The sequence below is a fragment of the Paenibacillus sp. J22R67 genome, assembly GCF_059692175.1.
This window is the reverse complement of the sequence record NZ_JCAUAX010000005.1, coordinates 20,432-33,852: the sequence shown is the minus strand read 5'-3', so window position 1 is coordinate 33,852 and position 13,421 is coordinate 20,432. Positions and strand designations below refer to the sequence as shown.

Below are 13,421 nucleotides of genomic sequence, written 5' to 3'. Positions count from 1 at the left end.
TAGGAAAATGCAAGTCTGTTTTCTCCTCTGTTCAATTACTTCTTGTAGCGATCGTATGCGGCTTGGTAAATTTTCATATATTCGTCGAGACCCATTTTCTTGATGGTGTCGACATACTTGTTCCAATCGGATAATGGCACTGCGCCAGTAATAAATTTGGTTGTCATTTCATCCACATATGCGGTAATATCGGTGTTCAACGCCTGCATACTATCGGTTTCTTTTTCCGTGTAGCTGAATGACGGCCAAACCTCCTTAGGCAGATCCGCTGCAACTTTCTTAGCGGCTTCCAGAGATTCCGGCAAGCTTTCCGCACCCTTAAAGTATTTCTCTCTCACGATGCCCGGATAGCCACCACCCGGCCAGGTCACGTATTTGACAAGTGCCTGTTCAAAGGTCAAGCCCTGCGGGTTCTTGTTAATTTCATCCGTATACTCGACGTTCCCATCGGGTTTCTCAATGTAGCTTTTGTCTTTGAATCCCATGAAGAATAATTTGTTGCCTTCCTCGCTATAGAAGTAGTCCATCCAACGAACGGTTGCTTCCGGATTTTTGTTTTTGTCCGTAATCACGAAAGCTCCTGAATTCGCAACGGCCGGGCGGTATTCGGCGTGCAGTTTATCACCTCTTGGACCTGCAAGTGAAGGAGCACCGATATAACCGGTTTGCTTCATCAGCGTTAACGGGCTGCTTACGCGAATGGCGCCAAACACGCCTTCCGCCCCTTTAGCGAAAAATTTGTTTTGATCCTTCTCGTTAACCAGGATATCCTTATCGATCAACCCTTCACTCCACAGCTTATTGAAATAAGTGAGAAGTTCCTTATAGCGATCGTCTGTCGGGATAAAGCGCAGTTGGTTGTTCTCTCCCATATCGACGAAAGGATGGCTCGCTCCACGATTTTGAAGCCCGAAGTACCCTTTGAAGTGGAGAAATATATCCTTCAGTTTAGGCGCGCTTAATGGAACTTCGTCCTGCTTGCCGTTTTTGTTCAAATCGGTGTTTTTAACTGCTTTCAGATAATTGTAAAATTCCTCGGTCGTTTTCGGTTCCTGCATCCCTAAGGCATCAAGCCATTCCTTTTTCAGCCATAGTTTGCCGCCCATACGAACGGACGGGAAGTCAGGAGAGAGCATGTTCGGGAAGCTGTAGATGTTGCCGTCCGGCATCGTGATCGCCTTTTTAACTTCAGGATATTGATCCATGATCTTCTTCAAGTTAGGCGCATACTTGTCGATCAGGTCGTTCAGTTTGATTAATGCACCTTGGCCGCCGTACTTCATTAAATCGTCAGTGCTAAATCGTCCCAGATAAACCGCATCGGGGTAATCGCCACCTGCCATCATCAAATTTCGTTTCTCCGTCAGCGCGTCAAAAGGTACGAGCAGGAAGTCTACTTGAATGTTGGTCATTTTGGCGTATTCCTGCCACAGCATTGTTTCATTCCAATTGTTGGCTGTTGTTGGTGCTTTACCTGCCATCATCGTCAGCTTGATCGGCTCTTTCACGATTGGAAACCCGGTAGCACTAAGCTTGTCGTTCCCATCGGGGCTAGTCGTGTTCTTATTGCCTGATCCGGCGTCACTGTCTCCACAGCCTGCGACTAGTCCGGCAGATACCGCCGTTGACAAGATCAAAGATATCCATTTTTTCGATTTCATCGATAAACCTCCCTGTTTGTTATGAAACATGGATCTATCCTTTAAGGGCTCCAATCATTACGCCCTTAACGAAATACTTCTGTAATAGTGGATACAGCAAAAGCACTGGCAAATTGGCAATGACAACGACGGCGTACTTGATGACTTCGACTTCCATGAGCTTCTTCGCCAGTGAATCATCAGCCATATCAATCATGGCCGCCATTTGCCCCTGAATTAATATTTCTCTTAATATGAGTTGCAGCGGGTATTTAGCACGATCCGATAAATAGATCAACGCGTTAAAGAATGCATTCCAGTGTCCGACCGCGTAGAACAGAACCATGACCGCAATGATTGGCATTGACAACGGCAGCACCACGCGCAGTAAAATCCGGAAATTGTTGCAGCCATCAATCGAAGCCGCCTCTTGTATCTCTTGAGGAATGCTGCTTTGGAAGAACGTCCTCATGATGATCACGTTATATACCGAAATCGCATTGGGAATAATCAGTGCCCAAATGGTGTTGAGCATACCCAGATTTTTCACCAACAAATATGATGGAATTAATCCACCACTGAAAAAAATCGTAAATACGATAACTGCGGTAATAACGTTGCGTCCACGGAAGTCCGGCCTCGACAGCGGATATGCTGCGCATATCGTCAGCACGAGGTTGATCACCGTACCAATCAGGGTGTACACAATCGTATTCATGTACCCTGTCAATATCTCCTTATTTTGAAAGACGCGCTCGTAACCGACGAAGTTAACACCCTTGGGCAGCAGCCAGAGCTGACCTCTGGCTACCACGGAGGGTTCGCTGATAGATGCACTTAGTACAAACACAAGAGGATACAAAACGATAACGGTAATTAGTACAAGTAATAGGGTATTAATGGCATCAAACACCCGGTCTCCCCGGCTATTATCCATGTGGTGTCGCCTCCATTACCATAGGCTGGTTTGATTCATTCGCTTGGCTGCAAAGTTAACGAGTATGAGAAGAGTAAAGTTGATGATCGAGTTAAATAGGCCGATTGCTGCGGAAAAGCTGTACTGTGCCTGGATGATACCGCTTTTGTACACGTAAGTGGAAATAACTTCGGAGCTTTCTAAGTTAAGATCGTTCTGCATGAGAAAAACCTTTTCGAAACCAACGCCCATGATTGATCCCATGTTTAGAATCAGCAATATGATAATTGTTGGCATAATTCCCGGCAAATTGACGTGCCAGATTCGCTGCAGTCGGGTCGCCCCGTCTACCTTGGCCGATTCGTGAAGCTGAGGATCAATGCCCGCCAGCGCCGCAAGGTAAATGATCGAGCTCCACCCCATTTGCTGCCATACACCCGATCCGACGTAAATCGTTTTGAACCAAGCCGGCTCCGTAATAAACGAAATAGGCTGTCCACCGAAAAGCACGATTAACTTATTGATCATGCCAGTTTCTGGAGCGAGGAACATAACGACTATGCCGACGAGCACAACTGTGGAGAGAAAGTGCGGCGCGTATGTAACGGTTTGCACGACCTTTTTAAAAAACACCCTCGATTGCTTGACTTCATTAATCATTAAAGCAAGAATAATTGGCACTGGGAACCCCACTACCAGCTGATATAAGCTCACTCCCAGCGTATTGATAATGAGCCGCCAGAAGAAATAGCTGTCGAAAAAACGCTCGAAATGCCTCATGCCTACCCATGAACTGCCCCATATCCCTTTGGTGGCGACAAAGTTTTTAAAAGCGATTTGAACGCCGTACATTGGAATATATTCGAAGATGATAAAGTAAGCTAGAACCGGGGAAATAAGCACATATAGCTCCCAGTTTCTAAGATAAGGCCTCAAGATCGTCCGCGTTCTCGTTTTGGTCTGAACAACTCTTTGCGGCGGCAATGAAGTGTCCTGCAAAAACATTCACCTCTTCCTAAAGCACAGTTTAGAAGATATATCGTACCCTTGTCTTCATCAGGGTTCTGGAAGATCAGTAATGCTTTACCTGTATTGTCTTGCCCTGCTCAACAGATTCATAAGCAGACCATGCCACTTCGGCGGCACGCAGTCCATCCAAGCCAGTGATGCTGGACTGGCGGTTTTCACGAATGCTAGCGATAAATTCCGCAACCAGAGCAGTGTTGGACCTATCGCCCCAGTTTACATATTTATGTGAATGGGTGGAGCCGTTTTCCCACAAGCTGCCCGCCTGCGCAAACGCATCCAAGTGAATGGCGCCTTTCTTGCCGATAATCCGCATGGTGACGTCGCCCCAAGTGGAGAACGATTCCGGCCTTGACCAGCTCGTGTCCAAAGTAGCGATTACGCCGTTATCGAAGATCATGGAAAGCAGTCCGCAATCGTCGACCGGGATATCGTGCAGGAGCGTATCGGCCTCTGCATATACTTCCTTCACTTCGCTCTGTAGGAACCATCTCATCAGGTCTACAACATGGACCGTATGGTCGAGAACCGCACCACCGCCGGATAAAGCATTGTCGATAAACCAACCTCCAGGCATTTTCCCGTGATTCGTCGCCGCAATGGCAACAATCTCGCCGATATCGCCGGAGTCGATTTGGTTCTTAACTTTTTTCACCGACTCGTTCTCACGTACGGGAAAGGCAGTTTGCAGCACGAGATTTTGCTTAGCGCACAAGTCAATCAGCTCACGGGCCTCCACCCCATCCGTGGTAATTGGCTTTTCGACCAAAATGTGCTTTTTCGCTATAGCCGCTTCAATGGCCAAAAGATAGTGCTTCTTATTCTCGGAAGAGATGACGACCCCGTCGATCTGCTGCAAGAGCTGTTTATAGTCAGGGTAAAATGTTGTGTTGAAGCGTTTGGCAGCTTCTTGTCCACGCTTCGTGTCATCATCGTAGACTCCGGTAACTTCTACACCCTCAATGGTCTGCAGCCCTGCTGCATAGCTGTTAGCATGGCCTATGTGGGCGAAACTGATCATTCCGATCCTCAGCTTGCTCATCGATAACCAACCTCCATATCGACTGGTTTGTTGCTTTGTGCGGAAAGCAAGGCGGCGAGCCCTATCTTAAGCGATACCAAAGCTTCCTCGCCTGAAGTGAGTGGAACTTCCTTATTCTTTACACAGTGAATAAAATGTTCCAGTTCAAGCGCATAAGGGCTTTTCGCCAGCGGGCTATCCGGCACGCCGGATTCCGATGTAATAGCGCTGAACTGAACGATAGAATTTGATTTGTCTCTATCGTATTGAACTATTCCTTTGGTGCCCGCGATCTCTAGTGAAGTCTGGAAAGGCGCGCCCTGCGGGTAAGCCCAGCTTGCTTCTACATGCGCCATGACGCCGCTCTCGAAGCGAATCAGTGTAAGCGAGTGATCAAATTTTTCGTATTTCCCTCCGAGCGTTCGGCTGAATACCCGGCGGACTGGCCCGAAGCACCATTGCAAAAAGTCAATATCATGAATGGCGAGATCGATAATCGGTCCCCCGCTTCTCGCATAATCACCAAACCAGGCTGACCATTTGGGAAACGCGCCGGAGCGGATCGTGCGCACAACGCCCGGCTTGCCTAGCCTCTCGGATTGCAGCAGTTCTCTTGCCGAGCGATATTCTGGGAAAAAACGAACGACGTGGCCTACCATCAGCGTCACATCTGCCTTTTTGCAGGCTTCAATCATGGCCGTAGCGTCATCCACTGTAAGCGCAATAGGCTTCTCGCAGAAAACATGCTTGCCATATGCGGCTGCAAGCTCTACCGCCTCACGGTGAAGATCGGTAGGCAGACAAATATCGACTGCATCAATGTCTGCATGTTCCAACATATCCTTCAGACAGCTGTATATATCGGCGTTCCATCCAAAGGCAATTTTCTGAGCCTTTTCTTCGTCTACATCGCAAACTGCTTTAATGATTACGTCCGTTAGCTGCCTATACGCTCGATTGTGCGTGTTGCCCATCGTACCGGCTCCCACTAAGCCTATTTTAAACATGAGGCGCCCTCTCCGTTCTGTCTCCCATTTCGAAACTGACATTTTGAAAAAAATGGTTTAAAGCTAACGATCCCGCACCAATAATTCCTGCGTTTAAACGGGTCAAACATTCCTCAATTTGTACGTGTTCTGAAAACACACGCATATTGCGCGTTTTTACATGCTTTTTCACCTGTTCGAACAAACGCTCGTTATTTAATGCAAGCTCACCTCCTATTAGAATTAATGAAGGATTAAACAAATTGACTAAAGTCACAATCCCTCTTCCAAGCATCTCTCCCGCATAATCCATCAAGCGCCCTGCAACGAGCTCCCCTTCGTTGCTAAGCCTCACAAGCTCCGCTAGTGAGGGAACATCTTCACTGCCAGTCCAGCTACGCCATTGGTTCATCAACATCTCGGCCCCGATCAATTTCCCAAGACACCCAGTATTGCCGCAATGGCAAGAGGGACCAGATTGGTCAACGGAAATGTGTCCGAATTCCCCAGCGCCTCCAGCTCCTCCCGTAAACAAGTTACCTGAGAGAAACAGCCCGGCTCCAACTGCTTTGCCCACGTGAAGGTACAGAAAATTCTGTATATTCTGACTTCGTCCATAAAGAAACTCTCCATAGGCGGCTGCATTTGCATCGTTCTCCAACAGAGTCGGAACTTTGAAATGCCTTTCCAACTCCTCTTTCAGCGACAAATGGTTAATCTTCAAGCTTGTGGCAGTTATGACCCTGCTCTTATTCGGGTCAATGATGCCTGGTACGGCAATGCCAATACCAAGCAAACGCGGACCTTGAACTTCTCGGATCATCTCGTTAATTGCATCAAGTAGGATCGCGATCAGGTCACCTTGCTTGAGGTCAGGAATTGGTTTAGTGATCAGGAACTCGGCATTCATATTGAGGATGGCGGCACGGCTTTGCTCCAGATCAATGGCGACCACCATTCCAGCGTCCTTCGCCAGCTCGACAAGTATGGGCTTCCTGCCTCCACTGGAATCTCCCTTACCTACTTCTTCTACGAAACCATTGGCAATGAAATGATCCACAATCACTGTTGCCGTGCTCGGGCTTAACCGCAAATCCTTTGCTAATTGAGAACGGGACAAAGGCCCTTTCTCCCGAATGGCATTAAATATCAATGCCTGATTAATTTCTTTCATTAGCTGAAGATTTCCGGTCCGAGCCATTTCTGTATTCATTAATAACTTAGCCCCTTCCAATTTGCAGTTACTTTTTCCAATGAAAAAAATAAGTATTTTAAAGATATTCAATGCATTTTCGAAAATTCCTTCACACATTTCTCAAATCTTATTATTTTTTTGGAAAATTATGAAAAGTTGAAATAAGGCACATAAAGTTTAATGCTGTTTAAGGAATTCCATGAACTTCGCTAATGCAACGGTCTGTTCAGTCTGAAACCCTTGGGGCTCTCCTCCCTGCCTTTAGGCTCGAACTCCACGGGGCATGAAGCTGCAAGCCAAACCACGATAAAACGAAACAGAAGAGGCCCTTGCATGCTAGCCAGCAAGGGCCGCTTCTGTTTCGTGGATTCTAGTTTGTTTAAATTATGTTTTTATGTTAGATGAACGATTTTTGCAAGACTAACTTTTTGTTAAAGTTATTATCGATGGTTGAGTTCCTTAATCGAGACACGCCGCTGGACGGATGCTTTCCTTTCTGCTCGATTAATTTGAGGCGAGTATCCTTCAACCTCTTGAATTCTTTGCACCAATCGCTCACGAAGCTGATCAGTAATCTGTTCGTAGGCTTCCAGTCCAATTATATTTGTCAGCTCGTATGGATCAGCCTCCAGATCATAGAGAAATTCCTCCGTAAATGTATCAGATGCTGCATCATTCCACCCATGCTTATCCAGCGCGGATACGCTGTATTTCCAGCGTGGCGTACGTATGGCACGACCCACCTGTGATTCACTAATCTGCACAAAAACCTCGTCTGGCCGATCTTCTTTTAACTTGTTAATCACTGGCATAATCGAATGTCCCTCCATAGCGTCGGGCACTGGAATCGAAGCTGCCTCCAGGATTGTTGGCGGCAGGTCAATCAGACTGACCAGGCGCTGAAGCCTGCCTCCCCCGTTAAAGCCTGGTCCGATAAACGCAGTCGGCACACGAAGAGAGCTATCATGGCAGGAACGCTTATACTCGCTGTTTCTTGTTTTGAAATGACACCCATGATCCGAGGTGAACAGGATGATCGTATGATCGGATAGACCCAAGCTGCGAACGGCGTCCATCAGCCGGCCAAGCCCTTCATCCAAACGCTTAACCATGCCGTAGTACCCACCTAAGTGCTGAGGAGCACTCCCGCCTAAAGCAGTTAAGTCCGGAGGTGACCACCTTCCTGTATACTGACCTTCATATCCGATTGGTGCAGGATAATTATCTAGATGATTCTGATGATGAGGCTCTATATACGACAAGAATAAAAAGAATGGATCCTCCTGATGCTTGTCGATATAACGAATGGCTGCGTCCGTCATCGCGTCGACTCGATAGCCTGGAAGCTTAACCGCTTGATTCTCCCCGTCATACATGACGGTGTCGTAGGAATCCGAAGTGAATTCTAGCAAATTTGAAGATAGCCAGTAGTCATATCCTCCTCTCTTCCCGGCTGGCACCGGCTCTTCATCCGCAAGATGCCATTTGCCAATGTAACCGGTGCGGTAACCAGCCTCGGAGAAATAATCGGCCAGAGTTTTCGTTTCTTCTGGCAGCGGGATGCCGTTACGGTAGCATCCCGTTGTTGTCGCGTATCTGCCGGTTTGAAGGCATGAACGTGCCGGACCGCATACTGGCTGGCATGTAAACGATTGGGCTATATGAGTGCCCTCTTGGGCCATGCGGTCGAAGTTTGGCGTTAAACCAAGCGGGTTGCCATGTACGCCGGTAGTATCCCAGCGCTGCTGATCGGTAAAGAATACAATGACATTCGGTTGGGATTGTTTTGTCATAAGCCTCTCCTAGGACCCTCGGCGGGTCGATTATTTGTTCGAAATGTATCCATTACGCTTTGACTTCTTTTGTTGAATCCCGCACTATTAATCGGGTAGGCAGAACGGTTTGAATTCTGGCATACGTTTTCTGCTTCAGCAGCTGGTCAAACGATTTAACCGCCATTTCCCCAATACTTGCAATCGGCTGGTGAACCGTTGTCATCGGTGGAGTCATCATGGGAGAAATCGCATAATCGCCAAAACCAACTAAAGAAATATCATCCGGTACACGGACACCCAATCGCTGCAGTTCACTGCTGACAGCTAATGTGCCTCGATGGGTTGTGCAAAAAATAGCAGTCGGCCGAACCTCTTGAATAACCTTCTTTATGGTTTGTTGCAGCCGATCACCCTGTGTATCCAGTTCGTGGACCCATGTATTTTCCGTAGAAATCCCTTCATTTTGAAACGCGTTATAGTATCCCGTAACCCGGTCTACGTCGCATGGATGCAAAATCGGTGAATGAAATAATACAATACGCTTATGCCCTAACCCAATAAGATGCTGTACCGCTTCACGGCATCCTCCAATATTGTCGATATCAACCCATGAAACATCCGTATCCTTATAGGAAGCCGCTAGAATAACATGTGGAATGTTATGCCGGACGAGAGATTCCGGTAAGAATGATTTTAGCGGAGGGTTGATGACTAGAAGCCCCTGCAGACCATTTGACCGACAAAAATGTGTATGATCCTGTGTCTCGCTTAGCGCTTTACCCATGTAAGGAATCAGTGTTAAATGCCTATCCAGCGAGTAGGCTGTTTCCATGATTCCGTTCATTAATTCTCCCATATACTCGGGAAATGAGATGGTTGGCGTGATGACCCCTATGGTATTCTGGCGGTTCGCCATGACCGTAGGCTGAAAACCATACTCATTCATCACTTGAATCACTTTATCTCGTGTGTGTGTGTTTACATCCGGCTTATTATTTAGAATGCGGGAAACGGTGGATACAGAAACTCCGCATATCTCAGCAATATTTCTGATGTTCAATGAAGGACCCCTTTCTCATGCAACTTGACCGGCAGCTCAATTTGATCCGGGTGATCTTTGCAGCTGCAGCAACTGCTCCCTTTGAAATTGATGTGCCCTCTCATTTTCAGTCTCCGGTGAACAAATACGTCTAAGCTCCGCTTCCAGTTCGTCCGCCTTATGCGGATACAAGTTAAACAAATTGTGAAGTTCTTCAGGATCGTCCTGCAGTTGGAAAAGCTGGTGAGTTCCTTCACAGTAATGAATCAGCTTCCATTGACCTTTGCGAATCATAAAGGCCCCACCTCGGGTGCCATGCCCATGATACTCGGAGAATACGACCCGCTCCGTCTCTTCATCTGGTATGGCTTGCAGCGGCTCACCGACCCAGTGTTCAGGTCTTTCAATCTGGGCTGAGAAAAACAAAGATGCTTGTATGTCGTGGGAGTCCACAGGAGTTTTCACACGCTTACCTTTCTGAAAATCGGGGCCTGCCGCAATACAGGGGATTCGTACAGAATCTTCATATAGCGAACATTTCCACCACATACCGAATTTGCCGAGCATCTCTCCATGATCGGATGAATAGATGATATTCGTTTCTCTATCAAGTCCCCTATCTTGCACATAATCCAGCAATCTTCCCAACTGCTGATCGATAAAGCTAACGTTACCTAAATAGCCTCTTCGAAGACCTTTAATCTGTGCATCTGTAAATAAATCCGTCTGGAAATGATTGCGAAGGTCCTGTGCATAGGGATGCTTCGCGCTTTCCTCTTCTTTACCGTAGCGAGGCAGATCCGCTCCCTCAGGGTAAAGGTCCCAGAACTCTTGTGTATTCCACTGAGGGAAGTGCGGGTTCAACAAGTTAATGGTTAAACACCACGGCTGATTCAGTGTCGGAGCCACCTGTTCGAGCCATTCAAGTGCGCCTTGCATGACCTTAAGATCGTCATCAAATGCGGTGTCCTTTACCCCGTAGCCGTCTGCTCTTACGGCGGCATCTTGGCGGATCGCCAAGGGTTTACGCTCAAAGTTGATATCGCCAGGCCATTTCTGATCCTTACTGTGTTGAATTTCGGAGAATCCAAGCTTCTCCCCCTGATCGTAAACATGCGTTTTACCGAAGTGAGCGGTATAAACTCCCTGATCCTTAAGCACTTTACCGTAAGTTGGAAAGTCGGAACGGAGTCCAACGTTACAGTTGCTGTAGGCTTGAAGGTCATGTACTCGCCTGCCTGACATGAACGCTGAACGGCTTGGAGAACAAAGAGGTGAAGGACAATAAGCGTTCTCGTATAACGTGCCTTGCTCGGCTAAACGCTCCATGTTCGGCGTCCTGAGAAAACGATGGCCATACACCGAGGAATAGAGAGGGTTGTGTTCATCCGAAATCAATAAGATGCTGTTACTCATATGATTTCCTCCTCTGTTATTTAAGTTCTGTATAATTATTTGCTGTATAGTCTTGCTTCAGATTCCAATTTGGAAATGCAAAATCTTTCAAATCCACGTTAGCACCGGTTGCCTTCACCTTGATGACCGCATCTTCCAGGCCTTTATTTAACTTGTCATTATACCCCTTTAATTGGGAGGAAGCGTCTTTTTGCGCACCCGACAACAAAGCTTGCAAAATTTCACTATATCCTGGCTTAATCTTTGGCTGATCTATCGAACCCAGTTCGACGATAACTTTGGCCGTCAGCGGATTTCTCACTGCATAGTCCGGTCTAACTCGAAGCAGATCCTTATGGAGCTGAATGAAGGTTTCAAACTCCGGGTACGGGTACAAGGATTTGTTCGTGTTAATGCTGTCAATAGGGGTCAAAGCAACGCCGCTCTTTAAGTATTTCTCATAAAACATCGGACCTGTAAAACCGTTTTCGAGAAACATGCCTACTTCCTTTGGATGCTTTGTCGTGGAAGAAATCATATAGCCTGTTGGATTCGAAGGGACGTAATAATAAGTCGGCTTGCTGCCATCCGGAGTGGGTGCGGCGGCTAGACCGAATTTGGCTTCCGGCGTATCTCTTTTCACCAGCCACATACGAGCACGGCTATCAATCATGAAAGCAGCTTTATTTTGACCGAAAAGGACCGCAGCCTCTGCCAATTTTATCGTATAAGACGAAGGAAGAATACTTCCGTCCTGCTTCAGCTTTTGAAGCAAGTCAAATGATTCCTGTGCCGCTTTACCATCATAGGTATATTTGCCCGTCTGGTAATTGAACCCTCCTACTTGCTCAGGCGCGACACCGGCGCTAAAAGCATTGACAAAGCCTGTTACCCCTGTTTCACCGCCTCCGAGTACGAAGCCATATACATCGCCTTTTCCTTTCTCAGTCACAACTTTGGACATTTCCCTGAGCTCATCCCACGTTCTAGGCGGTTTTTCAGGATCTAAACCGGCTTTACTCAGGACATCCTTATTGTAGTATAAAATAGATCCCAACTGCGGTCCGGTTAACGGCCAACTAAAGGTTTTGCCGTCGATCACATTCACGCCTTCCGCAAAACTTCCTTCCAGGTATCTGCCTTTCCAGCTGTCCGATACAAGGCCGTCAAATGGCAGCACTTGCCCGTTCGCTACAAAGGTTCGGATATCAGAGTTGGACGGTGTCTGGAAAATATCCGGAAGTTCGTTTGAGGTCATGGCGGCTTGGATGGCTGTGTTATATTCAGCAGCTGGCATATACCTGCCTTCAACTCGGATTTTGCCTTTGTTTTTCTCATTAAACTCGCTGATCATTCGCTGCCCCGGGCTTTCCTCGCCCTTTAAGAAATCACTTAGTCCCCAAACCGTGATGACCGTTTCTTTCCCATCAGACGTATCCGTTTGTGATGCTCCATTTGGAACGCTTTCCGAGCATCCTGCCGTAAGCAGCATAGCGACCCCTACGGATCCTGCCATCATAACTTGCCATTTCTTTTTGAACATGAGAACCCCTCCATTTCATAATCAGTCTCGACGCTTTAAGATTTAACAGCGCCAGCGACCCCTTCGATAAAATATTTTTGCAGCAGAAGGAATACCGTCAATATTGGAATTAACGAAATGCTGGCCGCAGCCGCCATTCCTGTCCAATCCATCGTATGCTCTCCTACGAATTGGAACATGCCCACTCCTAGTGTCCGCAGTTTAGGCTTGCCTAAAGTCAATACCAGTGGCATTAGAAAGGCATTCCACGTAAACATAAACTGCATAATGGCCGTTGTGGCCACTATGGGTTTAGCCAACGGCAGCATAATTTGGGCGAAAGTTCGTAAAAAACTGCTCCCATCTACCTCAGCTGATTCCTCCAGCTCCTTGGGCAGCCCCCGAAAATAGGCAACGAACAGCAAAATAAACAGAACATGCGCACCTCCGGCCTCCGCCAGAATAACTCCCCAAAGCGTGTTGTTCAAGCCAAGTTGATTGACTAGCGTATATATGGGAATAATCGTATACCCTTTAGGCATAAACATCGTTGCTGTAATGGCCGAAATAAAAATCAGCCGCCCTTTGAAGCGATATCGGCCTACCGCGTATCCCGTCATCGAGCACACGGCAATCACAATGAGTACGACTGCAACTGTAATCACCACTGTGTTCCAAAAGTACACGGAGAAGTTAGACGTTTCCCATGCTCTCTTATAATTAGAGAATTGAAATTGATCCGGCCATAACGTGATCCCTGAATTGATATACTCATTGTTCGTCTTAAATGCCGCCATGATCATCCATACAAAAGGGTAGATCCATATTAAACCTACACCGATGAGTAACAAATGAGCGATTAGTATGTACGGCGATCTTTTTCTATATGGTTTAACCATACAATCA

Annotated in this window: 11 protein-coding genes; all 11 read right to left on the bottom strand. The window is 47.1% G+C overall.

Annotation, left to right across the window (positions count from 1 at the left end):
• Positions 1-35: 35 nt before the first annotated feature.
• The 11 genes from AC58VC_RS20135 to AC58VC_RS20085 all read right to left on the bottom strand — a co-directional run bounded on the left by AC58VC_RS20135 (position 36) and on the right by AC58VC_RS20085 (position 13,414).
• Positions 36-1,661, bottom strand: coding sequence for an extracellular solute-binding protein (locus AC58VC_RS20135; RefSeq protein WP_497370632.1), 1,626 nt, complete (start codon positions 1,659-1,661; stop codon positions 36-38).
• Between the two features lie 34 nt (positions 1,662-1,695).
• The gene (locus AC58VC_RS20130; protein ID WP_497370631.1) at positions 1,696-2,577 is read right to left on the bottom strand and encodes a carbohydrate ABC transporter permease; all 882 of its coding nucleotides are present in this window, start codon (positions 2,575-2,577) and stop codon (positions 1,696-1,698) included.
• 15 nt (positions 2,578-2,592) lie between these two features.
• Positions 2,593-3,561: an ABC transporter permease gene (locus AC58VC_RS20125; RefSeq protein ID WP_497370630.1), complete on the bottom strand. Its 969-nt coding sequence runs from the start codon at positions 3,559-3,561 to the stop codon at positions 2,593-2,595.
• A gap of 67 nt (positions 3,562-3,628) precedes the next feature.
• Entirely contained in the window at positions 3,629-4,624 is a 996-nt protein-coding gene (locus AC58VC_RS20120; protein ID WP_497370629.1) for a Gfo/Idh/MocA family protein, read from the bottom strand.
• Positions 4,621-5,610 carry a Gfo/Idh/MocA family protein gene (locus tag AC58VC_RS20115; protein ID WP_497370628.1) on the bottom strand — a complete coding sequence of 330 codons (990 nt, stop codon included), beginning with the start codon at positions 5,608-5,610 and terminating at the stop codon, positions 4,621-4,623. Before AC58VC_RS20115 ends, AC58VC_RS20120 begins: the two co-directional genes overlap by 4 nt.
• Complete coding sequence (locus AC58VC_RS20110; protein ID WP_497370627.1) at positions 5,603-6,802, bottom strand: ROK family transcriptional regulator; 1,200 nt, start codon at positions 6,800-6,802, stop codon at positions 5,603-5,605. The genes AC58VC_RS20115 and AC58VC_RS20110 overlap by 8 nt, the downstream gene beginning before the upstream one ends.
• A 422-nt stretch (positions 6,803-7,224) precedes the next feature.
• Positions 7,225-8,577 (bottom strand): sulfatase family protein, encoded by a 1,353-nt coding sequence (locus AC58VC_RS20105; RefSeq protein ID WP_497370626.1) that lies wholly within the window; start codon positions 8,575-8,577, stop codon positions 7,225-7,227.
• A gap of 52 nt (positions 8,578-8,629) precedes the next feature.
• Positions 8,630-9,619 carry a LacI family DNA-binding transcriptional regulator gene (locus AC58VC_RS20100; RefSeq protein ID WP_497370625.1) on the bottom strand — a complete coding sequence of 330 codons (990 nt, stop codon included), beginning with the start codon at positions 9,617-9,619 and terminating at the stop codon, positions 8,630-8,632.
• 36 nt (positions 9,620-9,655) lie between these two features.
• The gene (locus tag AC58VC_RS20095) at positions 9,656-11,014 is read right to left on the bottom strand and encodes a sulfatase family protein (RefSeq protein ID WP_497370624.1); all 1,359 of its coding nucleotides are present in this window, start codon (positions 11,012-11,014) and stop codon (positions 9,656-9,658) included.
• 16 nt (positions 11,015-11,030) lie between these two features.
• Complete coding sequence (locus tag AC58VC_RS20090) at positions 11,031-12,536, bottom strand: ABC transporter substrate-binding protein (RefSeq protein WP_497370623.1); 1,506 nt, start codon at positions 12,534-12,536, stop codon at positions 11,031-11,033.
• A 35-nt stretch (positions 12,537-12,571) separates the two neighbouring features.
• Positions 12,572-13,414 (bottom strand): carbohydrate ABC transporter permease, encoded by an 843-nt coding sequence (locus AC58VC_RS20085; RefSeq protein ID WP_497370622.1) that lies wholly within the window; start codon positions 13,412-13,414, stop codon positions 12,572-12,574.
• Between the last annotated feature and the right edge of the window lie 7 nt (positions 13,415-13,421).